We start from the raw sequence: 23,646 nt of genomic DNA, 5'->3' as shown, positions 1-23,646 counted from the left end.
GAGGACCGGCACAACGCAGGGAGGTTCTCCAGTGCCCAGCGACCAACCCCCACGGATGCGAGACGTCGCGCGAGCGCTCGGAGTCAGTCAGGCCACGGTGAGCAACGCCTTCAACCGGCCCGACCAGCTCAGCCGCGAGCTGCGCGACCGGATCCTGACCGCGGCACGGGACCTCGGCTACCCCGGCCCCGACCCGATCGCCAACACGTTCCGCCGAGGACGGACCGGCGCGATCGGGCTGATCATCCACGAGCCCCTCCAGTACCTCTTCGAGGACCCCGCCGCCCGCCTGACCATGGCCGGCGTCGCCCGGGTCTGCGGCGAGCACGGCTCGTCACTGGTGCTGGTGCCCCGCGCCGAGCCGGGCCTGCCGGACGTCGTCCCCACCGCGCTCGTGGACGGGTTCGTCGCCTTCTGCGACCCGCTGGAGCCCGAGCGACGGGAGCTGCTGCGTGCCCGACGGCTGCCGGTCGTCGGGCTCGACGCCCCCGTGACGCCGGGGGAGCCGTACGTCGGCATCGACGACCGGGCTGCGGCCCGCGCGGCGGCGGCCCACCTGGTCGCCCTCGGCCACCGCCGGATCGGCGTGATCAGCTTCGCGCTGGCCCGCGACTCGGAGACGACTGTGGTGCCCGCCGGGCTCGACGCGCCCACCGGGTACGTCGCCAACCGGGCCCGACTGGACGGCTACCGGGACGCGCTCGGCCCCGCGCTCGACGACGGCGGCGGCCGGATCGTCGTCGTGGCGGCGCGCGGGGTCGAGGAGGCCGACGGGGCCGCCGCCGCAGTGCCCCTGCTCGACCACGCCGAGCCGCCCACGGCGATCCTGGCGATGAGTGACCGGCTGGCGCTCGGCGTCATCGCCGAAGCCACCCGTCGGGGCATCGACGTTCCCGGCGACCTCTCCGTCGTCGGCTTCGACGACGTGCCGGCGGCGTCTGCGGCCGACCCGGCCCTGACCACCGTGCGGCAACCGCACGACCGCAAGGGCGCGGAGGCGGTCCGCATGCTCCTGCGGCCGGCGTCCACCCGTCAGGCCCTGATCCTGCCGACCGAGGTCGTCGTCCGTGCCTCGACGGCGCCACCCCGGACGTAGGCCGGCCGTCGCCCGGCGCTACGTCCCGGGTCGGTCCGCCCCCGACGGTCCGTCGGGGGCAGACACCTCAGAGTTGGCCGACGTCGGTGACCCGGACGACCGCCGCGCCGACCTCGTCCGAGGCGGCCAGGTCGACCTCGGCGCTGATGCCCCAGTCGTGGTCGCCGTCCGGGTCGTCGAAGATCTGCCGCACGGTCCACCGCTCCCGACCCTGCTCGATCATCAGCAACGCCGGCCCGCGGGCGTTCGGCCCGACCCCGATCGAGTCGTACGCCTCGAAGTACGGCCCCAGCGCGTCGGACCACGCGTCGTAGTCCCAGCCGTCCTCGGCGTCCAACTCGGCGAGCAGGTCCCAGCGGCGCAGGGCGGCCAGCTCCACCCGGCGGAACAACGCGTTGCGCACCAGCACCCGGAACGCCCGCGCGTTGCGGGTCACCGCCGGCGGCCGGTCGGTCAGCGCCGCGTGCGCCTGGGCGACCTCGGCGACGTCGGACGGGTTGCGCAGCCGCTCCCACTCGTCGATCAGGCTGGAGTCGACCTGGCGGACCAACTCGCCCAACCACTCGATGAGGTCGATCAGCTCCTCGGTCTTGGCGTCCTCGGGCACTGTCTGCCGCAACGTCTTGTACGCGTCGGCCAGGTAGCGCAGGACGAGGCCCTCCGAGCGGGTCAACCCGTAGAACTGCACGTACTCGGTGAAGGTCATCGCCCGCTCGAACATGTCGCGGACGACGGCCTTGGGGGAGAGCTGGTGGTCGGCGACCCAGGGGTGGCCCTGCCGGTACATCTCGTACGCGGCGTTCAGCAGCTCGTCGAGGGGCTTCGGGTGGGTCACGTCCTCGAGCAGTTCGATGCGGGCCTCGTACTCGATGCCTTCGGCCTTCATCGCGGCGACCGCCTCGCCGCGCGCCTTGAACTGCTGCGCGGACAGGATCTGCCGGGGGTCGTCGAGGATCGACTCGATGACGCTCAGCACGTCGAGGGCGTACGACGGGGACTCGGCGTCGAGCAACTCGATGGCGGCGAGCGCGAGCGGGGACAGCGGCTGGTTGAGCGCGAAGTCGAGCTGGAGGTCGACGGTGAGCCGGATCCGCCGGCCCGTCTCGTCCGGCTCGGGCAGCTCCTCGACCACACCGCCGGCCCGCAGCGCCCGGTAGATGGCGATCGCCCGGCGGATGTGCCGACGCTGCGCGGCGGCGTCCTCGTGGTTGTCGGTGAGCAGGTGGCGCATCGCGCTGAAGGCGTCCCCGGGCCGGCCGATGACGTTGAGGAGCATCGAGTGGCTGACCTGGAAGCTGGACGTCAGCGGTTCCGGCTCGGCGTCGACGAGCCGGTCGAAGGTGGGCTGACCCCAGCCGATCGAGCCCTCCGGTGGCTTCTTGCGGACCACCTTGCGCCGCTTCTTCGGGTCGTCCCCGGCCTTGGCGAGGGCCTTCTCGTTGTCGATGACGTGCTCGGGGGCCTGCACCACGACCCGGCCGATGGTGTCGTAGCCGGCCCGACCGGCCCGCCCGGCGATCTGGTGGAACTCCCGGTTCTTGAGTAGCCGGGTACGGACGCCGTCGTACTTGGACAGGCCGGTGAACAGCACGGTGCGGATCGGCACGTTGATGCCGACGCCGAGGGTGTCGGTGCCGCAGATGACCTTGAGCAGGCCGGCTTGGGCGAGGGTCTCCACCAACCGGCGGTACTTGGGCAGCATGCCGGCGTGGTGCACGCCGATGCCGTGCCGGACCAGCCGGGAGAGCGTCTTGCCGAAGCCGGCGGTGAACCGGAAGTTGCCGATCGCCTCGGCGATCATGTCCTTCTCGGCGCGGGTGGCGACGTTGACGCTGGTCAGCGCCTGGGCGCGCTCCAGTGCGGCGGCCTGGGTGAAGTGCACCACGTACACCGGGGCCTGCTTTGTCTCCAGCAGCTCCTCGAGTGTCTCGTGCAGCGGCGTCATCGCGTACGAGAAGATGAGCGGGACCGGCCGCTCGGCCGAGCGCACCACGGCGGTCGGCCGCCCGGTGCGCCGGGTCAGGTCGTCGACGAACCGGGTGGTGTCCCCCAGGGTGGCGGACATCAGGATGAACTGGGCCTGCGGCAACTCGATGATCGGCACCTGCCACGCCCAACCCCGGTCGGGTTCGGCGTAGAAGTGGAACTCGTCCATGATCACCTGGCCGACGTCGGCCTTCGTGCCCTCGCGCAGCGCCAGGTTGGCCAGGATCTCCGCCGTGCAGCAGATGATCGGGGCGTCGGCGTTGACGCTGGCGTCGCCGGTCAGCATGCCGACGTTCTCGGCGCCGAAGACCTCGCAGAGCGCGAAGAACTTCTCCGACACCAGGGCCTTGATCGGCGCGGTGTAGAACGTCGTCCGGTTGTCGGCGAGAGCCGCGAAGTGCGCTGCGATCGCCACCAGGCTCTTACCCGAGCCGGTCGGAGTGTTCATGATCAGGTTGGCGCCGGAGACGATCTCGATGACCGCCTCCTCCTGATGGGGGTAGAGGTCGAGGCCGCGCTCCTTCGCCCAGCCGGCGAACGCGTCGAAGAGGGTGTCGGGGTCGGCGCTTCTCGGTAGCGCGGCGGTGAGCGTCATAGCCTGTCCATGGTGCCTGGATCATGCCCCGGTACGCCAACCCGGCCTCCGCCGGCCCCTCCACGGGGTGGTCTTCGCCGGTCAGCGCCGGCGGTAGATCAGGTCCGCGACCGGTCGACCGGCCGTGATCGCCCGCCGCTCGAACTTCGTCACCGGGCGATGCGCCGGACGTGGCGCGAAACCGCCGTACGCGTCCACCAGCTCCGGATCCGCATCCAGGGTCTCCCGCATCGCCTCGGCGTACTCGGCCCAGTCGGTCGCGCAGTGCAGCGTGCCGCCGGAACGCAGTCGGGACCGCAGCAACGCCACGTGCGCGGGCTGGATGATCCGCCGCTTGTGGTGGCGCGTCTTGGGCCACGGGTCCGGGAAGAAGACGTGCACCGCGTCCAGCACACCCTCGGGCAAGCCGCTGACCAGGGACAACGCGTCGCCCTCCGCCACCCGTACGTTGCGTAGGCCGCCACGCTCCACCAGGTCGAGCAGGTTGGCGATTCCCGGCGTGTGCACTTCGACCGCCAGATAATCTCGGTCCGGGTCGGCGGCAGCCATCGCTGCGGTGCTGTCACCCATGCCCGAGCCGATCTCCAGCACGACCGGGGCCCGGCGACCGAACAGGTCGGGCAGGTCCACGGGCACGACCGGTCCGTCCGGCACATTTAGGCCGTACGCGGGCCAGAGCCGGCCCAGCGCGTCGGTCTGCCGGTCGCTCATCCGACCCCGACGGGGGTGGAACGTGCGGATCGTCCGGCTCGCGGGCGGGACGGCGGGGTCATGGTCGGTGGTGGTCACAGCGACCCGAGCGTACGCGACGCCGTCGCCGGATCGGATGTGATGTGCGACCGGAAATGAGAGGATCCAACTGGTACGGCAGGTCGGGTGCTCCGCTGCCCGACACGGCCGCGCGGCGTCGAGAGGGGGCATCGTGACAGTGACCCGGGGCGGCGTGATCCTTTCCGTGCTGACCCTGCTCGCCAGCCCTCTGCTCGCTGCGCCTCCGGCGTTGGCCGCCTCTCCCGTGCTCGCGGTGCCCAAGCCTGTCGCAGCGGTGCTTGCCGCTCCTGCGGCCGCGCCCGCGCCGCAACCTGGAGGGCCGCCGGGCGGCGCGCCTCAGCCGGCGCCGGTGGACATCTTCGTCGAGGTGAGCCCGAGCACCGTGCAGCCCGGCTACCTGGTCGGCATCCGGGCCAGTTGCCGGGACAACTCGGTGGGTGCCACCGTCGTCTCGGACGCGTTCGGCGCGGTCGGTGTGCAGCCGCAACGCGGGGTGCTCACCGCCGCGCCGATGGTGCGCGAGCGCACCCGTCCCGGCAACTACCGGGTCAAGCTGGAGTGCCGGGACGGCGAGACCGCCTCGACCATGCTCCAGGTGGTCAAGAAGGTGCCGTCCCAGCCCAGTCGGGGTCCGGCTACCGGCTTCGGTGGTGGCACCGGCGGAATCACCGGCAAGCTGCTGTTGCCCGTCGGCGCGGCGCTGACCATCACCGGGTTGGTCCTCGCCGTAGTGGCGCTGCGTCGGCCGCGTCTGGTCCGTGGCGCTGGGCGCTGAGCCGGCCATGGAGATCTTCCGACCCGCGTCGCCACCGCCCGGTCCCCGCCCGTCCCCCGGTCCCCGCCCGTCGTCGGGTCCCCGCCCGTCCCCTGGTCCGCACCCCACCCGAGACGACCGGGACGACCGCTCGCCGACGGACGACCGCTTCGACGACCGGCTCCCGCGGGACGACCGTTGGCCGGGGGACGACCGCTTCGACGACCGCCCCCTGCCGCTGGACGACAGCCCGTTCGTCCCCGAGCGTCCGACTGTGGCTGCTCGCCCGCCGACCGCAGTCACGCCTCGGCGCAGCCGGCCCTCGGGCCGTAGCCCGTGGTCGGTGCCGCTGGCCGTGGTGCTGGTGCTGGCCGGGGTCTTCGCCACCGGGGCGGGGCTGGGTCGCTCGGTCGGACCGTTCGACTTCGCCCCGGCCGGCGGCGACCGGCCGCCCCGCAGCGAGTCCGTCGGGTTGTCGGCCAGTCGTCCGGTGCGCCTCAACGTCCCGTCGATCAAGGTGGCTGCGCCGGTGGAACCCGTCGGGCAGGCACGGGACGGCTCGATCGCCGTACCGCCGTTGGAACGGCACAACGAGACCGGCTGGTACGACCGTGGGCCGACGCCCGGCGAGCCCGGCCCGGCGGTGATCGTCGGGCACGTGGACACCAAGACCGGCCCGTCGGTCTTCTACGACCTGGGCAAGCTGAAGCCCGGCGACCTGATCGAGGTGGCCCGCGCGGACGAGTCGGTGGTGGTGTTCCGGGTCGACACCGTGGAGCACTTCCCGAAGGACCAGTTGCCCGCCGAACGGATCTACGGCCACGACGGGCCCCCCGGTCTGCGGTTGATCACCTGCGGCGGGCAGTTCATCGGCGGACGCACCGGCTACGCCGACAACGTCATCGCCTTCGCCACCTTCCAGTCCTCCCGCAAGTCCTGAGGCGGCGCTCAACCGCTTGATCCACTCGCCTTCGCCGACGTTGGGGTATCCCCGCCGCCCGGACACCCCCAGTTCGGCGAACTCGAGCGGATCAAGCCCGGGGTGGGCGGCCCGTGGGGTGCAGCGCGCTACTCGGCCTCGGCGACGAACACGCCTTGGCCTTGCTGTCCGTAGACGAGGTTGCGGTCATGCAGCTCTTTGACTGCGCGGTACGCGGTTGACCGCGCGACGTTGTAGATCTCGCCGATCTCCGACACGGATGGCAACTGGTGCCCAGGTCGGTATTCACCGGAGCGGATCTTCAGCTCGATGTCGTCCGCAACACGGCGGTAGTGCGGTGGTCTGGTTGGCATGATCGACTCTCCTGGACTTCAGCGGAGATCATGTTTCCAGCCCGGGCCCGAGCAGGACAAGGCGACAATCCAGCAAAGTAGATACAGTGAGAACTTGACTACACTGAGACAGTGGATACAGTGAGACAGTCGGGTAGTTCTGGACTTCAGCACTCCGAGGTATCCGGCACGTCCCGGGGAGCACGACGTCGGGCTCTGCCCCCGGGGCAGCTACTTCGGGACGCATGGAGGTGTCGCACATGCCCATCGACGAGCCGGTGTCCAAGGCGACCGAGTTGTTCGTGGCGAAGCGCGTGCTTGACGCGCATTGGACTCGGGCGGTCGATCGGCCCTGGCAGGCAGGCGGCTGCCGAGAGTGTCGAGGTCACGGTGACTGTCCGCAGCTCGATTGGTCGCTGGAGCTCCTGGCGGACGTCGCCGCAGTCATGTTCCAGAAACAGTGACCACTCGGCCCCGCAGTCTGCCGGCAAACGTCAACGCCTTCGCCCTCTCCAGTCCTCCCGCAAGTCCTGAGGCCGGATCAAGCCCTGGGGTGAGCGGCCCTCGGGCCGTGGCGGACTGGTATTCGCCGGGCATCAGTTCAGGAAGTCGAGGAGTTGGCGGGTGGTTTCGTCGGGGGCCTCTTCCGGGATGAAGTGCCCGACCGGCACCGGCCCACCGCGAACGTCGTCGGCCCACTCCCGCCAGATCGCGAGCGGGTCGTCGTAGAGCTTCGCGACCTGGCCGCGTTGGCTCCACAGGAACAGCACCGGGCAGGTGATCTTCCGGTTTCCCCGGTCCGCCTCGTCCTGCTGGTAGTCGAGCGTCGCGGCGGCGCGGAACTCCTCGCAGATCGCGTGTGCCGTGGCGGGGTCGCGGAACTGCTCGACGTACGCCGCCCGTACCTCGGGCGGGAAGGCGTCCTTGACCTCGGGCCAGGTGTCGAGCACGAAGTCGACGAGCACCGCGGGCGCCGCGTCGATGAACTGCTCGGGCACCGGCGCCGGTGCCGCCAGGAAGGACCAGACCCAGTAGGAGAGGCTGAACGCCTTGTCGGCGCGGTTGTAGACATCTCCGATGGGGACGACGTCCAGGACGGCCAGCCGGGTGACGACGTCCGGTTCGTCCAGCGCTAGACGGTACGCGCAGCGGGCCCCGCGGTCGTGGCCGACGAGCCGGAACCGCTCGTGGCCCAGGCGTCGCATCACCACGATCTGGTCGCGGGCGATGGCACGCATGCTGTACGGCTCGTGATCGGCGGTGCTCGGCGGTTTGCCGCTGCCGCCCCAGCCCCGCAGGTCGGTGGCGACGACTGCGTACTTCTCGGCGAGCCGTGGCGCGACCTGGTGCCACATGAGGTGCGTCTCGGGGATGCCGTGTAGCAGCAGAACGGGCGGCCCGCTTCCGCCTCGGCGTCCGTGGATCCTCGCGCCGGGCGTGTCGATGTCGAACTCTTCGAACCCGTCGAACATGACCAGGTCCCCCGCGCCTTGGGATGCGCCCTGACCGAACGGCGTGGAATGGCTGGCAGGGCGACTGGTGGCCGACCACCGTTCGGTCTGCTTCGACGCTATCAACGGCGACAGCCGGTCCGGCGCGATTCGGCTGCGGTGCTGGCTTGGGTACATCTGTGGGTGTGGCGGCGCGGCTTCGACGTCCCCGTGAACTCCGCCATCGATCTCCCGACTTCCCGCTTGACTTCAACCAGCATTCAGGTCCTAGCGTCGCTGACACGAGGTAGGGAAGCGGATCCGAAAGCACTGGACCGCGGCTGATCGGAGACATGCGTGCGGGCGATCCAGGTTTCTGAGTACGGGGGTCCAGAGGTTCTGATCCTGGTGGACCTGCCCGATCCGCAAGCCGGGGAGAGGGAGGTCATCGTTCGGGCCGAGGCCGTGGACACGATCTACCTTGAGACTCAGATCCGCGGTGGCTGGGGTGAGATGTTCGGTGTCACCCCGCCGTACGTACCGGGCGGCGCAGCGGCGGGAACTGTGGTTTCCACTGGTCCAGGCGTCTCTGCGTCCTGGCTTGGCCGCCAGGTCGTTGCGGGTGCCGGGACGCGGGGTTCATACGCTGAACTGGTTCGGGCCAGCGTCGACCGGCTGGTGCCGGTCCCCGACGGACTGAGCCTGCGGGAAGCGGCTGGTCTCGCACACGACGGCGTGACCGCCATGGGCATCATCGACAGTGTCGGCGTCAAGCCGGGCGACCGCGTCCTGATCCTGGGGGCCGCGGGCGGCATGGGAACGCTGCTTGTTCAGCTCGCACACCGTCTCGGTGCGCAGGTCGTGGGGGCGGCCCGTGGCGCGGACAAGCTCACACTGGTACGACGGCTCGGCGCCGATGCTGTCGTCGATTACGCCGGTGACGGATGGACCGACGCGGTACGCGAAGCCCTTGGCGGTCTGTCGGTCGATGTGCTGCTGGACGGTGTCGGGGGAAAACTCGGCAGCGACGCCTTTCATCTGGTGGCCGACGGCGGGCGGGTCTCGGCCCATGGGGCGGCGAGTGGCGAGTTCGCCACGATGGATCTACCGAGTTCGCGGGCGCGCGGCATCGATCTGTACGGCATTGCGGACGTTCAGTTCCAGGCGCCGGAGATGGTGCAGCTCGCGGGCAGGGCCCTGACCGAGGCGGTGGAGGGGCGGATACGCCCGGTGATCGCACGCGAGTATCCACTGCCTTCCGCGGCTGAGGCTCACCGCGCGATGGAGGCGCGCTCGATCCCGGGCAAGGCCCTCCTCATTCCGTGAGACGTGGCCGTCGCTCAGGGCTGGGGGACGTGCAGCGCCACCTCGAACTCCAGCAGGCTGGCACCGGTGGAGACCGGGGGACGAGGCTTGTCGCCGGGGGCGGCGGCGTGGGCGGCGCGCGACGGCCCGGCGGCCCATGCCTGGAACGCTTCTTCGCTCTCCCACTTCGTGTAGACGAAGTAGCGGGTCTCGCCGGCCACCGGGCGGAGGAGTTCGAAGCCGAGGAAGCCGGGGGAGTTCTCCACAGCTCCGGCCCGTGCGGCGAACCGCTTCTCCAACTCCGCGCCGCCACCAGGCGGGACGTCGATCGCGTTGATCTTCACGACTGCCATCTGCCCACCCTAGCCAGGCTCAGAACGTCTCGACTGCTGGGACCAGGTCCACGTCGACAACGATCGGCGCGTGGTCGGAGGGGCCCTTGCCCTTGCGGGCCTCCCGGTCCACGTACGCCGAGCGGACCGCCCGGGCGAATGGCGCGGACGCGTACACCAGGTCGATTCTCATGCCCTTGTTCTGGTGGAACATTCCGGCCCGGTAGTCCCAGTACGTGAAGGGGTGTGGCCCCTTCATGGGGGTGGGCACGACGTCGCTGAGGCCCAGGTCGCGCAGCGCGGCGAGGGCGGCCCGCTCGGCCGGGGTGACGTGCGTGGAGTGGGTGAAGACGGCCGGGTCCCAGACGTCGGCGTCGGTCGGGGCGACGTTGAAGTCACCGCTGACCGCCAGCGGGAGCCCGCCGGCCAACTCCGTCTCCAGCGCGTCGCGTAGCGCGGCGAACCAGGCCAACTTGTACGCGTAGTGCGGGTCGTCCGGCGTCCGGCCGTTGGGCACGTACACCGACCAGACCCGGACCCCGTCGCAGGTCGCGGAGATGGCCCGGGCCTCCGGGGCGGGAAAGCCGGGCTCGCCGGCGAACCCGACCCGGACGTCGTCCAGCCCGACCCGGGACAGGATGGCGACCCCGTTCCACCGGCCGTCGCTGTGGCTGGCCACGCTGTAGCCCAACGTGCCCACCTCGGCCACCGGGAAGGCCCCGTCGGGGCACTTGGTCTCCTGCAGGCAGACGACGTCCGGCCCGGTGTCGGCCAGCCACTCCAACATTCGGGGTAGGCGGGCCTTCACCGAGTTGACGTTCCAGGTCGCCAGGCGCATGCCTCCAGCCTGCCGCATCCGCCGCCGCTACGCCGGGTCAGCCGGCCGGGGTGTCGCCGGGACGGGTCTGTTCGGCCAGGAACCGTTCCAGTTCCGCGCCGAGTTCGTCGGCCGTCGGCAGTGGTCCGGCGTCCGGGGCGAGCAGGCTCTTCTCGCCCCGACCTCGGGCGAACGCGTCGTACTGCTCCTCCAGGGCCTGGACCAGGGCGGCGGCGTCGTCGGTCTGGGCGACCTGCCTGTCGATCTCCACCCGAACCACCTCGGCGGCCGAGCGCAGCCCGTCACCGGGCAGCAGCAGGCCGGTGCTGCGGGACACCGAGGTGAGCAGCACCTCGGCGGCGGCCGGGTACTCGGTCTGCGCCACGTAGTGCGGCACGTGGGCGGCGAAGCCCAGCGCGTCGCGACCCTGCTCGCCGAGGCGGAACTCCAGCAGGTGGCCGACGCTTCCGGGCACCTGGACGCGTTGCAGCCAGGGCTCGTAGCCGGAGATCAGTTCCGGGCGGGTGGCGTGCGCGGTCACCCCGGTCGGACGGGTGTGTGGCACCGCCATGGGGATGGAGTTGAGCCCCACGGTGAGCCGGACGTCCAGCCGGGCGGCGAGCCCGGCGACGGCGGCCACGAACCGTTCCCACTGCAGGTCCGGCTCGGGGCCGGTGAGCAGCAGGAACGGTGTCTCGTCGTCGTCCTGCAGGAGGTGCAGCTCCAGCGAGGGGGCATCGATGCTCTCCCAGTGGTCCTCGACGAAGGTCATCACCGGTCGTCGCGATCGGTAGTCGAAGAGCTGGTCGACGTCGAAGGTGGCGATCGGCCGACCTTCCAGCGAGGTGAGCAGTTGCTCGCGCGCCAGCCGGCTGGCGTTGCCGGCGTCCACGAACCCGGTGAGGGCCTGGATCAGGACCGGTTGCCCGAGGTCGGGCAGATCGTCGGTGAGCTGGTAGAGCTCGTGTGGGTCGAGCACCGGTGCGGACCTCCCTGAAATGTGCCTGCGGGGTGCCGTCGCGACGGAGGGCACCCGTTCGGGCAACGTACCCGCCATCCTGGCGCATTCCTGCTCCGGGCGATCCGCCGCCCGGGGGATGGGCATGACCGGACTAATCAGCTGTTTTCATCGCGAGGCGGGTCCGGCGGGCCGATCGGTGGAGGTCCGGTTCAGCCCAAAGGCCGAGTTTGTCGATCATGTCGGGTCCGAGAGTCGGATGTGGCTCCCTGTCCCCGGCCGGGTCGGCCTGCGGGAAATGCCGGCTTCATCCGGTACGCGAGGTCCGTTCCTCGGGCGGGTCGACCCGACCCTGTCGTCCACCGGGGCGGACCGGATGTGTGGCGATGGCCACGTGATCACCGTGCGTGATCGGCGTTTCCACCTGCCTAGCCTCGGTTGATGCGTGACGACGGCACCCTCGACGACCCGTACGCCCCGAGTACGCCCACTGCCGATACGGAGGATGGCACTTCAGCCGAACGGACAACAGCCGCGAGCCGGCTCCGGGCGTACGCCCGGGACCTGACCGGTCGACGCCGGGCGCAGGTGGCGCTCGCCACCGGGGTGGTCTGCTGCCTCGGCCTGGCCGCCGTCGCGCAGGTCCAGGACGGCACCGCGGACGCCGCGACGCGGGGCACGTCGCCGACCACCTCCGAGCTGGCCCAGCGCGCCGAGCAGCAGACCGCCTCGCGTGGCCTCGACCGGACGGCTGTCCCGAGCCCATCCGCCACGGCGACCCCGGCCGACCCGGACACCACGGCTCCGACCCGCAAGGCCAAGCCGGCTCGCCCGACCCGCCCGGCTCCCGTCGCCGGCCTGGACCGGGCTCAGATGGAGAACGCCGAGGCGATCGTCCGTACCGGCCGCAAAATGGGGGTGCCCCGCCGCGGGCTGGTGATCGCGGTGGCCACCGCCATGCAGGAGAGCAACCTCTACAACGTGGCCAGCGGCGTCCTGCCCGAGTCGCAGGACTACCCGCACCAGGGCGTCGGCTGGGACCACGACTCGGTCGGGTTGTTCCAGCAGCGTTCGAGCAGCGGTTGGGGTCCGGTGGGTCAGTTGATGGACCCGGAGTTCGCCACCCGGCAGTTCCTCGCCGCGCTGGAGCAGGTGCCCGGCTGGGAGGGGATGCGACTGACCGACGCCGCTCAGGCGGTGCAGGTGTCCGCGTACCCCGAGCACTACCAGCAGCACGAATGGCGGGCCACCCGGGTCGTCGACGCCATCGTGCCGGCGGGGCGGTAACCTACCGACCACTGTGGACGGTGAGGGTTGAGGCTGTCGTATCCCGGGTACATGTGTTGCGGGTTAGGGGTACACATGACAGAGGGATCATCGACAGGAGGACGCCATGTCACTGATGCAGCGAATCACCACGTTCCTCAGATCGCCGAAGGGGCAGCAGTTGGTGGAGCGAGGCCGTCGCGAGATGGCCAAGCCGGCCAACCAGCAGAAGCTCAAGGGGCTGGCGGCTCGGCTGTCCAACCGCCGCCGCTGACCGCTCCATCGGCCGCCCTGTCCGCCATCTCCACCCCTGGGGAGACCCGGTGACCGACACCCCACCCGTTGGCGGCCAGCCCGCCGCCCCCACTCCGCAGCCGTCCGCCGGCCTCCCGGCCGAGCCGGTGGGCGCCCCCGAGGGTCCACCGGCCCGTCTCTGGGACCGGATGCGGGACGACCCGCAGTACGCGCCGGAACACCTCGCCCTGGAGGCCGTACGCCGGCTCGGGCCGGAGGCCGTGCAGTGGGCCGCCCGGGCCCGGGCCGAGCAGCCCGGCGTGTCGGCCGACGTCCTCGCCGACCAGGCGGCCCGCAAGTTCGTCAACCTGGCCCGGCTGTCGGGCGCGGTCTCCGGAGTGGCCGGGCTGCCCGGGGCGGTGATCGACGTGGGCGTGCTGGCCTGGACCCAGGCGCGGATGGTGCTGCACATCGCCGCCGCCTACGACGTCGACCCGCTGCACGGCGACCGGGCCACCGACCTGCTGGTGCTCCAGCGCGTGCACAAGGTTGCCGAGAGCGCGCGGCTGGCTCTCGGCGTGGCCGCCGGCCGGGAACGCGCCGACGCGCTCTTCGGTCTGGGCGGCCAGCGCCCGCTCGGTCGGGTCATGCTGCAACTCGGCGTCCGGCTGGCCCAGATGGCCGGTGTCCGGGCCGCCAAGCGGATGGTCGCCAAGGTCATCCCGGGCGCCGCCATCGTGCTCGGCACCTGGGCCAACTCGTCGGCCACGAAGGACCTTGCGAAGCGATCCCGGGCCCTCTACCGCGCCCGGGGCGTCGGCGTCCCGGAGCCCCGCCAGCGCTGAGGGTCGGCCGGGCCGGTCAGTTCGCCGGGCCGGTCAGTTCGCCAGGCCGGAGGAGCGCCAGGTGACCTCGGCGATGCGGCCCTGGCCGGTGGCGTTGGGGTGGAACCAGTCCAGTGGGTTGAGCATGTCCAGAGTGAACCGGACCTTGTGCACCGCGCCGCCGTCGTGCCGGCAGCGTGAGCCGTACGCCCGGCAGGCCGCCACCAGCTCGGTGTTGTACGCCTGGATCCGCTCCCGTACGGCGGCGCGGCGAGCCCGGTCGGCGGGCGCCGTCGAGGTCGCCTCGGCCAACAGGGACGGGCAGATGCCCCGGCGCCACGCGCGAACCGCCCGGGAGTCGCCGTGCCCGACCTCCCAGAGCCGGTACAGGTCGGGGATGCTAACCACCAGCACCCGGGCCTTCGGGCGGCCGGTCTTCAGCACCCGTAGGCCCCGGTCGACGTCGGCGCGGAACTCGGCGACCGGCGTCATCGCGTCCACCCCGCCCCTGCAGACGTCGTTGGCGCCGATCAACACGGTGACGTAGTCGGGGCGGTCGCGTACCGCCGCCTGGGCCTGGCCTTCGAGGGCGTCCGCGCGGGCGCCCGGACGGGCGTGGTTGTACGTCCGCTCGCGGATCGCCGAATTCTGCTCCAGCAGTCGCCGGTAGTGGCTCTGCACCCGCAGGCCGTCCCCCGTCGACCAGGAGTTGCGCTCGCAGGAGGTCAACACCAGGCAGGACGCGAAGCCGGTGGTGATCGAGTCGCCGAGCGCGGCGATGCCACCCGGCCCGCTCGACGGCGGGGCGCTCTTGGTGGGGCGGGGCGTCGCGGAGGTGCCGCCCTCGCAGGCCAGCGCCACCAGCGCCGCGGTACAGGCCAGGGCGGCGACCCAGCGTCGAGGCATGACGTCTCCCGTTCCCGCAGCACAGAGCGACAGCGCGGTAACTCTATGCGTAGGACGGGGTTTGTCGCGAAGTTGCTGTCGGCTATGCGGCAGAGCGCCGACGTAGACGCTCTCGGGGTGCTATAAGCCCCGCCAGGGTGCCCGCTGGCCGTGCAGCCACCAGTGCAACGCCCGGGTGATCCGCGGCAGCACCAGGTACGTCATCAGCGGGGTCAGGCAGAGCGTCATCAGCAGCACCCGCGCCGCCAACGGCACCGCGTCGAGGAAGTGACTCGTCAGCAGCGTGGCGCTGAGGCTCAGCGGAAAGAACGCCAGCCAGATGGTCACCGCCTGCTTCCACCTGGGCGGCGACGTCGGGGCGACCGGCGCGACCAGGTCCACCGAGTGCTCCGACGGAGGGTCGAACCACCCCTCGATACCGGTACGCCGCTCGACCCGGGTGTGCTCGACGATGCCCTGCGCCGAGCTGAGCCACCAGTGCCGCTGCGGGGACTCCTCCCACCGGCGCAGCGTCTCGGCGTCGGCGAAGCGGTAGAGCATGTGCCACTCCGGCGAACCCGGGCCGCTCTGCACCCAACCGGCGCCGAGGAACCCGGGAAACGCCTCGGCCAGCGCGGTACCGGCCCGCATCCAGGCCACCATCTCGCTGGACCGGCCCGGGTCGACACGGCGGGCGATGGCGACGGTCACCGGCACGGCGAGGGTCATTGACATGCGCCCATCCTGCGGTCGGCGGGGCTGCGGGCGCGAACGGATGTAATCGAGCACACCAGCCCGCCGGGGGTGGGAGCGCGCACTGCCGGTTAACCCGGCGAATCGGGGGTAGGTGCGTGGGTATGACGAGATCGCAGCCCCGGCGCGCCCGTGGCACGGTCGGCCACGCCTACAGCGCGCTGAACCTCCGGCTCACCCTCGCCGGCTTCGGGCTGGTGATCATGGTGGTCTTCGCGGTGTTGGCATTCTGGGCCGGCATCGCCTGGCTCGGCGTGGTCTGTGCGATCTTCGCTGTGGTCGCCGTAATCGACCTGGTCGTGATCCAGCGCCGCCGCGCCGCCCGCCGCCGCGAGGAGCCGGGCGTACGCCACTCGTTGTTCGAGTGACAGGAGGACGAGATGCCCCACATCGCCACCACCAACCCCGCCACCGGACAGGTGCTCAAGACCTACGAGGCGATGTCCACCGAGCAGCTCGACGGTGCCATCGAGCGCACCCACCTCGCCTACCAGCAGTTGCGGACGACGACCGTCGACCAGCGTGCCCGGTGGATGAACGCCGCCGCCGACCTGCTCGACGCCGAGCGCGACGAGATCGCGCGGATCATGACCACCGAGATGGGCAAGACCTACGCCTCCGCGCAGGCCGAGGTGACCAAGTGCGCCACGGCCGCCCGCTTCTACGCCGACAAGGCCCCCGCGTTCCTGGCCGACGAGCCCGCCGACTCCGCCGCCGTCAAGGCGACCCGGGCGTTCATCCGCTACCAGCCGATCGGTGTGGTGCTCGCGGTGATGCCGTGGAACTTCCCGCTCTGGCAGGTGATGCGTTTCGCGGCGCCGGCGCTGATGGCCGGCAACACCGGGCTGCTCAAACACGCCTCCAACGTGCCGCAGACCGCCCTGCTGCTGGAGGATGTGTTCCGACGCGCGGGCTTCCCCGAGGGGGCCTTCACCACGGTGCTGGTCGGCTCCGACGCTGTCGACCGGATCCTCAGCGACCCCCGGGTCCGCGCGGCCACGCTCACCGGCAGCGAACCGGCCGGTCGGTCCATCGCGCAGATCGCCGGGCGGGAGCTGAAGAAGACCGTCCTGGAACTCGGCGGCAGCGACCCCTTCGTGGTGATGCCCTCGGCCGACGTGGACCGGGCCGCCGAGGTGGCCACCACCGCCCGCTGCCAGAACAACGGCCAGTCGTGCATCGCCGCGAAGCGGTTCATCGTGCACACCGACGTGTTCGACGCCTTCGCGGAGAAGTTCGCCGCGAACATGGCGGCGCTGCGCGTCGGTGACCCGATGGACGCGAACACCGACGTGGGGCCCCTGGCCAGCGAGCGGGGCCGCGACGAGGTGCACGCCCAGGTCCGCGACGCGGTCGACAACGGCGCCACGGTCCTCTGCGGCGGCGAGCTGCCCGGCGGTGACGGGTGGTTCTACCCGCCGACAGTGGTCACCGACCTGACCCCGCAGATGCGGATGTGGTCCGAGGAGGTGTTCGGCCCGGTCGCCGGCCTGTTCCGGGTCTCGTCGTACGAGGAGGCGATCGAGGTCGCCAACGGCACCAACTTCGGGCTCGGCTCGAACGCCTGGACCCGGGACCCGGACGAGCAGGAGCGCTTCGCCACCGACCTGGACGCCGGGAACGTCTTCGTCAACGGCATGACCACGTCCTACCCGGAGTTGCCGTTCGGAGGGGTGAAGAACTCCGGTTACGGGCGGGAGCTGTCCGCGCTCGGTATGCGGGAGTTCTGCAACACCAAGACGGTGTGGGTCGGCGAGGGCGCCGCCTCGGCCGGCGCGGGGGCACACGCGGAATAGCGCACGCATCAGCCGACGCCGACATGGGTAGGAAGTGCGCCCATGACGACGTTCGGATTCCACGCCTCACATGAGCAGATCGGCCCGCGCGCCCTCCTGGAGGCGGTGATGCACGCCGAGCGGGCCGGCTTCGACGCCGCCATGTGCTCCGACCACTTCTCCCCGTGGAGCGCCCGGCAGGGCGAATCCGGCTTCGCCTGGTCCTGGCTGGGCTCCGCGTTGCAGGCCACCGGTCTGCCGTTCGGAGTGGTCAACGCACCCGGCCAGCGGTACCACCCGGCGATCATCGCGCAGGCCATCGGCACCCTCGGCGCGATGTACCCGGGCCGTTTCTGGGCGGCGCTGGGCACCGGCGAGGCCAGCAACGAGCACATCACCGGCGACCCGTGGCCGCGCAAGGACGTCCGCGCCGACCGGCTGCGCGAGTGCGTGGACGTGATCCGGGCGCTGCTGGCCGGCGAGGAGGTCAGCCACGACGGCCTGGTCCGGGTGGACCGGGCCCGGCTGTGGACCCGCCCGGAGCAGCCGCCCGCGCTGGTCGGCGCCGCCGTCAGCGTGGCCACCGCCCGCTGGTGCGCCGAGTGGGCGGACGGGCTGATCACCGTGAACGCGCCGGTGGCGCACCTGCGCGAGATGATCGACGCGTACCGGGACGCCGGTGGGCGCGGGCCGCTGCACCTGCAGGTGCACGTCTCCTGGGCGCCCGACCAGGCGCAGGCCGAGGCCATCGCGTACGACCAGTGGCGCAGCAACGTCTTCGCCCCGCCGGTCTGCTGGGACCTGGAGACCGCCGAGCACTTCGACGTGGTCTCCGCCGACGTACCGGCGCAGCGGGTCGCCGAGGTGGTCAACGTGTCGGCGGACCTGGGTCGGCACGTCGGCTGGCTGGAGGAGTACCTGGAACTCGGCTTCGACCAGATCGCCCTGCACCACGTCGGGCAGGAGCAGCGCGGGTTCATCGACGCGTTCGGCACCGAGGTGCTGCCGAAGCTGCGCCCGGCTGGCTGATCGAGGCTCGGATCCGCCGGACCCCTAGGCTCGTACCCCATGGAAAGCCTGTTTCCGGTCGTCGTCTTCCTGGCGATCGCCACCCTGGGCGCCGCGCTGGCCCGGCGGCTCGGCCTGCTCGCGCCGATCGTGCTGGTCGTGCTCGGTCTGGCGCTCTCGTTCGTGCCGGGCTTCCCGCAGGTCCACCTCGAGCCCGAGTTGGTGCTGATCGGCATCCTGCCGCCGCTGCTCTACGTGGCCGCGCTGGAGACCTCGGTACCGGCGTTCAAGAACAACATCCGGCCGATCCTGCTACTCGCTGTCGGCCTGGTGCTGTTCACCGCGTTCGTGGTCGGGTTGGTGCTGCACCTGCTGCTGCCGCAGTTGCCGTTCGCGATCTGCCTGGCCCTCGGCGCGGTGGTCGCCCCGCCGGACGCGGTGGCCGCCACGGCGGTGGCCCGGCGGGTCGGCCTACCCCGCCGGGTCGTCACCATCCTGGAGGGGGAGAGCCTGGTCAACGACGCCACCGCGTTGGTGCTGCTGCGGGTCGCGACGATGGCCACGGTCGGCTCGGCGGTCGGCACTGCCGACGTCGCCATCGAGGTGCTGCGGGCCACCGGCGGCGGCATCCTGATCGGGGCGCTCGGGGCGGTGGTCTTCGGGTTCCTGCACCGGCGGATCAGCGACCCGCTGCTGGACAACGCCCTGTCGCTGATCATCCCGTTCGCTGTGGTGTTCACCGCCGAGCACCTGCACGCCTCCGGGGTGGTCGCGGTGGTCGTCACCGGCCTGGTGCTCGGCCACAAGCTGCCCCAGTTGCTGTCGGCGGCGTCCCGGTTGCAGATCGGCGCGTTCTGGCGGCTGGTCCGTTTCCTGCTGGAGGGCCTGGTCTTCCTGCTGGTCGGGCTCCAACTACGGGAGGTGCTGCGCGACCTTGACGAGCCGATCGGCTCGCTCGTCCTGATCACGTTCGCGGTGCTCGCCGCCGTCTTCCTGACCCGGTTCGTCTGGCTCTTCCCGGCCACCTACCTGGCCCGGTTGGTGCCCCGGGTGCGCCGACGGGACGCCAGGCCGTCGCCGAAGTTCCCGATCATCATCGGCTGGGCCGGGATGCGCGGCGTGGTGACCCTGGCCGCCGCTCTGGCGTTGCCGCTGACCCTCGCCGACGACGAGCCGTACCCCCGGGCGTTGTTCATCTGGCTGGCCTTCGCGGTGATCGTCTTCACGCTCGTCGGCCAGGGCGCCACGCTACCGTTGGTCGCACGCCGGTTGCGGCTGCCACCGGACGACCCGGTGCAGGACGCGCTGTCCGCGGCCGGTGTGCAGCAGCAGGCCAGCCGGGCCGCCCAGGAGCGCCTCGACGCGCTGGCCGACAGCGCCCCGGAGGCGGTGGTGGACCGGCTGCGTCGAGCGGTGGAGGACCGCACCAACATGGCGTGGGAACGGCTCGGCGGCACCGAGCGGGAGACCCCGTCGCAGGCGTACGGTCGGCTGCGGCAGGAGATGATCGACGCCGAGCGGGATGTGTTCCGGTCCGCCCGGGACTCCGGTCAGATTCCTGAGGAGGTGCTGGTGCGGGCCTATCGTGACCTGGACCTGGAAGAGTCGTTGCTGCGGGAGGTCGAGAAGTGAGTTGTGAGCACCTGACCGAGGCGGGTGCCGTCGAGGCGCGCACCCCCGACGAGTGCGCGGACTGCGTCGCCGTCGGCGACACCTACTGGGTGCACCTGCGTACCTGCCTGAGCTGCGGGCAGGTCGGCTGCTGCGACTCGTCGCCGAACCAGCACGCGAGCAAGCACTACGCGTCCACCGGTCACCCGGTGATCCGTTCGGCGCAGCCCGGCGAGGCGTGGCGCTGGTGCTACGTCGACGAGGAGATCGGCTGACCACTGGCCGGAAGCGGCTCGGCGCGGTGCGCCAGGGCCCGTCGGGTCAGCGGTGGCACAGCCAGACCGGTGACCGCGAGCAGCCCGGCAAGGGCCAGCCAACCGATCGGGCCTCCGTCGAGGATCAGCCAGGTCAGCAGGGCCGGCCCGGCCGCGCGGGCCAGCCCGGCGAGCAGTGTGTCGACCCCCTGGTACGCGCCGATGGCGTCCGGGGCGGCGAGGTCGTAGGCCAGCGCCGCCCCGGCACCGCTGTGCCACAGGTCGCCCACGGTGTACACCACCGTCGCGACCAGTAGCAGGCCGACCGCCACCGCGGTGGGCACGACAGCGGTCGCGGCCCAGAGCAGCATCCCGGCCGCGAGCACCAGGCCGCCCCGCCGCATCGTCGCCGCCGCCGGCACCGCGTGCCGGGCGCTCCCGCTGAGCCGTACCGCGAACAGCACGGTGAGCAGCGTGTTGACCAGCAGCACGGCCGCGACCGTCACCGGGGGCGCGTCGGTGCGGGTCACCACCCACAGCGGCAGAATCAGCGTCAGCGCCACCCAGTGCAGGGAGAGCACCGCCGAAGCGCCGGCGACCGCGAGGAAGCGCCCGTCGCGCAACGCGCGGCCCGGTCGCGGCCGGACCGGCCGCCGGACCGGCGGATACGACGGCAGTCGCATGATCAGCGCCGCCGAGACCAGGTAGGTCGCGACGTTGCCGAGCACCAGCAGCCGGTACGCCCACCCGGTGTCCGCCACCAACGCGAACGCGGCCAGCCCCGCGCCGAGCGTCACGCCCAGGTTCGCCACCGCCCGCAATGTGGCGAAGGCGTGCACCCGGCCCTCCGGACCGCCGACCGCGGCGACCAGCGCGGCACGGACCGCCAGGTTGCCGGAGACCAGCAACGCGTCCACAGTGGCCACCAACAGGAAAACCGGGAACGAGTCGACCAGCAGGTACGCGGCGGCGACAGCGGCCTGTGCCAGTTGGAGGATCGCGCGTAACGCTCGCGGATCATGCCGGTCGGCGAGCCCACCGAGCGGCACGCTCGCGGTGAGCCCGACCAGGCCGGCGACGGTGAGCCCCCACCCCACCTCCGTCGGCGTCAGCCCCACGAAACGGGTCAGATAGAGCGCCGCAGCGGTCACCCACAACCCCGTGCCGACCGTGTTGGCCAGAGTGGCCAGCGACAACGTGCGCAGCCGACCGGGCGGCGGCAGCGGCGACAACGACCGCCAGCGGCCGCGAAACCCCGCCCGGGTGCCCATTCACCGACCCTAGAGCCGCCGCCCGCGCACCGATGCCCCGCACAGTGCGGCCCCCATCACAGTCAGTGGCCAGCTCGTCTGGTCACGTCCGTCGGTGGTACTCGTTCCGACGGGGAAGTTGGTCGGGATCGAGCCAGGCCGGCGGAACGAACTCGGGGTGACCGTCGCCGCTGAGCCGGACCGCCCACTCACCTCGGTGGACGTGTCGGTGATGGTGGGCGCAGAGCAACACGGAGTTGGCCAGGCTGGTGCTGCCACCGTCGACCCAGTGGCGGATGTGGTGGGCGTCGCACCAGCGGGGCGGGCGGTCGCAGCCCGGGAAGGCGCAGCCGCGGTCGCGCAGAACCAGGGCGCGTCGCAGGGGGCCGGTGACCAACCTGCGTTGCCGGCCCACGTCGAGCGTCTGACCACTGCCGCCGAGGACGGCCGGAAGGATCGCCGCGTCACAGGCGAGGCGACGTACCGTCTCCGGGGTCACCCGTGGCCCGGTGTCGAGGGTGCCGGCGGCGAGCTGCCGGGTCAACACGTCGAAGCTCGTGGTGACGACGACCTGGGCGGCCTCGCCGCCGTGCTCGGGTAGCTCGTCGCTCCGCAGGGCGAGCCGACAGAGGTCGGCGAGCGCGTCGTGGCGGCGTTGCCCAGCACAACGCGGATCGTCCGGACCGGACGGCGCGGTCAAGGGGTCGAGCGCGGCACGCAGCAGACCGGCCGTCTCGGCATCGAGGTTGCCGGACAGTCGCAGCCGGCCGTCGCGACGCTCGGACAGCGTGAGGTGACGATCCTGGCCGGCTCGACGCGCCTCGGCGTCCCACGCCGCCCGGGCCGCCGCTTCGGCGACCTCCGGGGCGACGTGGTCGAGGACCCGGGTGCCCACCTTGCGCAGCAGCGCCGGCTCGAACTGCCCGGCCCACTCGACCAGGACACCGACCGCTTTCTCGGCCGCCTCGGCGCCAGCGGCCGTGTGCACAGTGCGGACCGTGTCGCCGATGACCCGGGCCTGCTCCACGCTGATCCTTCCGCTGGCCAGCGCAGCGCTCACCCCGGGCGCTCCGGCGTCCAACGCGCTGGCGAGGTCGACCAGCCGGCGAGCGGCGGCGACGTTCAGCCGCAACCGGTCCCGCAACCACACCGCTGTCGAGGACGCGCCCTGCGTCACTGCCGTGCCACGGCCGTCCAGCTCGCGCACCAGGGCCAGTTGCACGGCCGCCAGGCGCTGCTCGAGCCGGTGCGCGGCGTCGAGTGCCGCGACGAGGTCGTGCTCTTGAAGGGCCCACATTGAGGCGTCGAGGCACTCGGCGACGCCCGCCTCCGCCTGCGCCAACCCCTCCCACATGGACCGATAATAGAACAGGTGTACGACATTCTTGCCGCCTGGAAGGACAGCACAGCGCGGCGATCAGAGGCCTGATGGGGTACGAGGTCCGAGCGTCGGGAAGGCTCGCCTCAGTGGGCCACGTGGCCGGCGAGGCGTTCGGTGGCGAGGCACGAGATGAGGCAGCGTTCCTTGGCGTCGCCGCTCAGTCGGGCGGTCCAGTCGGTGAGGCCGCCGTCGCCGATCTCCAGGTCGCCGTCGAGGAGGCTGATCCGTAGGGCGCAACCGGTGTAGTAGCCGCGTCCGCGTGTGCGCTCCGGCTCGTCCACGAGCGGCACCGCGTCCTCGTCGAGAGCCGGTCGGACGGTGTCCGCCAGCCGTTCCCGGACGACGCCCTCGTCGTCGAGCGTCGTGACGTGCAGCTGAGGCGCAGCCGCCGGCGCCAGGTCGGCGAGGACCGTCTGCCAGTAGGTGAGGTGCCGGATCAGCAGGCGGGCCTGGGTGCTGCCCGAACCGGTGTCCCGGGCGCTGGACACCAGGGCGAAGAGCCGGAAGTGCGACGACGCGCCGCTACCGAAATCCTGCGCCCGAAGTACGCGATGGGCGGCGGCCAGGTGCACCTCGTCCTGTCGACGGCGACGCACGGCTGCCTCGATCGCGAGGGCGTTGGTGGGGTCGCTCAGCACCTCGCTGGCCCGCATCGTGGTGACGATCCTGTTCTGGCTGCCCGGCGCGACCGCCGAGCAGGCGCCCACCGGCACGACCGGCGACAACTCGACCCCGGAGACGTCAGCGGGCAGCAGTTGCCACATCCGGGCCTCCACCCGAGCGAGTACGCGTGGATCCGCGCCGGCCGGGCGGACGAACCGGTCCTCGCGCCAACGGCGTACCACCTCGGACGGGCGCACAGTCGCCGCGCGGTCGCGGGCCACGCCCAACAGCAGGCTGCGCAGATCCGCGCCGGACAGCCCGGCCAGTGCGGCCCGCGTTCCCGCCGGCATCGTCGTCCACACACGACACTCCGCGTCGGTCAGTTCACCGTCGTCCATGGCCTCACCATGGCCCACCCGGACCGACGGTTCCACCGAGTTTGGCGGGCACGGGTTGGTGAATCGTCTACGCCGCCCGCCCGCAGCC

At 71.7% G+C, this 23,646-nt stretch carries 25 protein-coding genes; 13 read left to right on the top strand and 12 right to left on the bottom strand.

Annotated elements, in window-relative coordinates:
- Positions 1–55: 55 nt before the first annotated feature.
- Positions 56–1,096 carry a LacI family DNA-binding transcriptional regulator gene (locus FHU34_RS23630; protein WP_145784138.1) on the top strand — a complete coding sequence of 347 codons (1,041 nt, stop codon included), beginning with the start codon at positions 56–58 and terminating at the stop codon, positions 1,094–1,096.
- A gap of 67 nt (positions 1,097–1,163) precedes the next feature.
- Here FHU34_RS23630 and FHU34_RS23625 read toward each other — a convergent pair whose 3' ends face one another.
- Complete coding sequence (locus FHU34_RS23625) at positions 1,164–3,677, bottom strand: DEAD/DEAH box helicase (RefSeq protein ID WP_145784136.1); 2,514 nt, start codon at positions 3,675–3,677, stop codon at positions 1,164–1,166.
- A gap of 81 nt (positions 3,678–3,758) precedes the next feature.
- Positions 3,759–4,466, bottom strand: coding sequence for a tRNA (guanosine(46)-N7)-methyltransferase TrmB (trmB, locus tag FHU34_RS23620; RefSeq protein WP_423438255.1), 708 nt, complete (start codon positions 4,464–4,466; stop codon positions 3,759–3,761).
- Positions 4,467–4,596: 130 nt separating this feature from the next.
- Between trmB and FHU34_RS23615 the strand changes: the two genes are divergently transcribed.
- Together FHU34_RS23615 and FHU34_RS23610 are read left to right on the top strand one after the other, a co-directional pair.
- Entirely contained in the window at positions 4,597–5,223 is a 627-nt protein-coding gene (locus tag FHU34_RS23615) for a hypothetical protein (protein WP_145784124.1), read from the top strand.
- Between the two features lie 253 nt (positions 5,224–5,476).
- Positions 5,477–6,142, top strand: coding sequence for a class F sortase (locus FHU34_RS23610; RefSeq protein ID WP_244311996.1), 666 nt, complete (start codon positions 5,477–5,479; stop codon positions 6,140–6,142).
- Between the two features lie 128 nt (positions 6,143–6,270).
- Here the strand turns inward: FHU34_RS23610 and FHU34_RS23605 are convergent, their stop codons facing one another.
- Positions 6,271–6,495 carry a GntR family transcriptional regulator gene (locus FHU34_RS23605; RefSeq protein WP_145784120.1) on the bottom strand — a complete coding sequence of 75 codons (225 nt, stop codon included), beginning with the start codon at positions 6,493–6,495 and terminating at the stop codon, positions 6,271–6,273.
- A gap of 239 nt (positions 6,496–6,734) precedes the next feature.
- On the opposite strand from FHU34_RS23605, the gene FHU34_RS23600 reads away from it, so the two are divergent.
- Entirely contained in the window at positions 6,735–6,938 is a 204-nt protein-coding gene (locus FHU34_RS23600) for a hypothetical protein (protein ID WP_145784118.1), read from the top strand.
- Between the two features lie 132 nt (positions 6,939–7,070).
- On the opposite strand, the gene FHU34_RS23595 is transcribed toward FHU34_RS23600, so the two are convergent.
- Entirely contained in the window at positions 7,071–7,946 is an 876-nt protein-coding gene (locus FHU34_RS23595; RefSeq protein ID WP_145784115.1) for an alpha/beta fold hydrolase, read from the bottom strand.
- A gap of 315 nt (positions 7,947–8,261) precedes the next feature.
- Here FHU34_RS23595 and FHU34_RS23590 point away from each other — a divergent pair, with 315 nt between their 5' ends.
- On the top strand, positions 8,262–9,230 hold the full coding sequence (locus FHU34_RS23590) for a zinc-binding dehydrogenase (RefSeq protein ID WP_145784114.1): 969 nt from the start codon (positions 8,262–8,264) through the stop codon (positions 9,228–9,230).
- 14 nt (positions 9,231–9,244) lie between these two features.
- Here FHU34_RS23590 and FHU34_RS23585 read toward each other — a convergent pair whose 3' ends face one another.
- From FHU34_RS23585 to FHU34_RS23575, 3 genes are read right to left on the bottom strand one after another with little or no spacing between them, the layout of a single operon-like run.
- The gene (locus FHU34_RS23585; RefSeq protein ID WP_145784112.1) at positions 9,245–9,562 is read right to left on the bottom strand and encodes an antibiotic biosynthesis monooxygenase family protein; all 318 of its coding nucleotides are present in this window, start codon (positions 9,560–9,562) and stop codon (positions 9,245–9,247) included.
- A 19-nt stretch (positions 9,563–9,581) separates the two neighbouring features.
- On the bottom strand, positions 9,582–10,379 hold the full coding sequence (locus FHU34_RS23580) for an exodeoxyribonuclease III (protein WP_145784110.1): 798 nt from the start codon (positions 10,377–10,379) through the stop codon (positions 9,582–9,584).
- Between the two features lie 37 nt (positions 10,380–10,416).
- Complete coding sequence (locus tag FHU34_RS23575; protein ID WP_145784107.1) at positions 10,417–11,337, bottom strand: proteasome assembly chaperone family protein; 921 nt, start codon at positions 11,335–11,337, stop codon at positions 10,417–10,419.
- A gap of 420 nt (positions 11,338–11,757) precedes the next feature.
- Here FHU34_RS23575 and FHU34_RS23570 point away from each other — a divergent pair, with 420 nt between their 5' ends.
- The 3 genes from FHU34_RS23570 (at position 11,758) to FHU34_RS23565 (ending at position 13,661) form a co-directional block, all read left to right on the top strand.
- Positions 11,758–12,603 carry a peptidase M23 gene (locus FHU34_RS23570; protein ID WP_145784105.1) on the top strand — a complete coding sequence of 282 codons (846 nt, stop codon included), beginning with the start codon at positions 11,758–11,760 and terminating at the stop codon, positions 12,601–12,603.
- A 106-nt stretch (positions 12,604–12,709) separates the two neighbouring features.
- Entirely contained in the window at positions 12,710–12,856 is a 147-nt protein-coding gene (locus tag FHU34_RS33095) for a hypothetical protein (protein ID WP_165435705.1), read from the top strand.
- 49 nt (positions 12,857–12,905) lie between these two features.
- Positions 12,906–13,661 carry an EcsC family protein gene (locus FHU34_RS23565; RefSeq protein ID WP_145784102.1) on the top strand — a complete coding sequence of 252 codons (756 nt, stop codon included), beginning with the start codon at positions 12,906–12,908 and terminating at the stop codon, positions 13,659–13,661.
- 33 nt (positions 13,662–13,694) lie between these two features.
- On the opposite strand, the gene FHU34_RS23560 is transcribed toward FHU34_RS23565, so the two are convergent.
- Both FHU34_RS23560 and FHU34_RS23555 read right to left on the bottom strand, forming a co-directional pair.
- Positions 13,695–14,546: a GDSL-type esterase/lipase family protein gene (locus FHU34_RS23560; RefSeq protein ID WP_145784100.1), complete on the bottom strand. Its 852-nt coding sequence runs from the start codon at positions 14,544–14,546 to the stop codon at positions 13,695–13,697.
- A 120-nt stretch (positions 14,547–14,666) separates the two neighbouring features.
- Positions 14,667–15,260 (bottom strand): antibiotic biosynthesis monooxygenase, encoded by a 594-nt coding sequence (locus FHU34_RS23555; protein ID WP_145784098.1) that lies wholly within the window; start codon positions 15,258–15,260, stop codon positions 14,667–14,669.
- A gap of 122 nt (positions 15,261–15,382) precedes the next feature.
- On the opposite strand from FHU34_RS23555, the gene FHU34_RS23550 reads away from it, so the two are divergent.
- From FHU34_RS23550 to FHU34_RS23530, 5 genes are read left to right on the top strand one after another with little or no spacing between them, the layout of a single operon-like run.
- The gene (locus FHU34_RS23550) at positions 15,383–15,646 is read left to right on the top strand and encodes a DUF6343 family protein (RefSeq protein WP_145784097.1); all 264 of its coding nucleotides are present in this window, start codon (positions 15,383–15,385) and stop codon (positions 15,644–15,646) included.
- A gap of 12 nt (positions 15,647–15,658) precedes the next feature.
- Positions 15,659–17,074 carry an NADP-dependent succinic semialdehyde dehydrogenase gene (locus tag FHU34_RS23545; RefSeq protein ID WP_145784095.1) on the top strand — a complete coding sequence of 472 codons (1,416 nt, stop codon included), beginning with the start codon at positions 15,659–15,661 and terminating at the stop codon, positions 17,072–17,074.
- Between the two features lie 42 nt (positions 17,075–17,116).
- The gene (locus tag FHU34_RS23540; protein ID WP_145784094.1) at positions 17,117–18,082 is read left to right on the top strand and encodes a TIGR03885 family FMN-dependent LLM class oxidoreductase; all 966 of its coding nucleotides are present in this window, start codon (positions 17,117–17,119) and stop codon (positions 18,080–18,082) included.
- 39 nt (positions 18,083–18,121) lie between these two features.
- Positions 18,122–19,693 carry a Na+/H+ antiporter gene (locus tag FHU34_RS23535; protein ID WP_145784092.1) on the top strand — a complete coding sequence of 524 codons (1,572 nt, stop codon included), beginning with the start codon at positions 18,122–18,124 and terminating at the stop codon, positions 19,691–19,693.
- Positions 19,690–19,947, top strand: coding sequence for a UBP-type zinc finger domain-containing protein (locus FHU34_RS23530; protein ID WP_145784090.1), 258 nt, complete (start codon positions 19,690–19,692; stop codon positions 19,945–19,947). The genes FHU34_RS23535 and FHU34_RS23530 overlap by 4 nt, the downstream gene beginning before the upstream one ends.
- On the opposite strand, the gene FHU34_RS23525 is transcribed toward FHU34_RS23530, so the two are convergent.
- The 3 genes from FHU34_RS23525 to FHU34_RS23515 all read right to left on the bottom strand — a co-directional run bounded on the left by FHU34_RS23525 (position 19,923) and on the right by FHU34_RS23515 (position 23,558).
- Entirely contained in the window at positions 19,923–21,197 is a 1,275-nt protein-coding gene (locus FHU34_RS23525; protein WP_145784088.1) for an MFS transporter, read from the bottom strand. The two genes, FHU34_RS23530 and FHU34_RS23525, sit on opposite strands and share 25 nt — an antisense overlap.
- An 82-nt stretch (positions 21,198–21,279) precedes the next feature.
- The gene (locus FHU34_RS23520; RefSeq protein ID WP_145784086.1) at positions 21,280–22,530 is read right to left on the bottom strand and encodes an HNH endonuclease signature motif containing protein; all 1,251 of its coding nucleotides are present in this window, start codon (positions 22,528–22,530) and stop codon (positions 21,280–21,282) included.
- 110 nt (positions 22,531–22,640) lie between these two features.
- Positions 22,641–23,558, bottom strand: a complete 918-nt coding sequence (locus tag FHU34_RS23515; protein ID WP_145784084.1) for a hypothetical protein — start codon at positions 23,556–23,558, stop codon at positions 22,641–22,643.
- Between the last annotated feature and the right edge of the window lie 88 nt (positions 23,559–23,646).

Source organism: Micromonospora taraxaci, from assembly GCF_007830095.1.
Taxonomy (GTDB): Bacteria; Actinomycetota; Actinomycetes; order Mycobacteriales; family Micromonosporaceae; genus Micromonospora; species Micromonospora taraxaci.
Note: the sequence above shows the minus strand (reverse complement) of the source record. Positions and strands in the feature narration are given on the sequence as shown.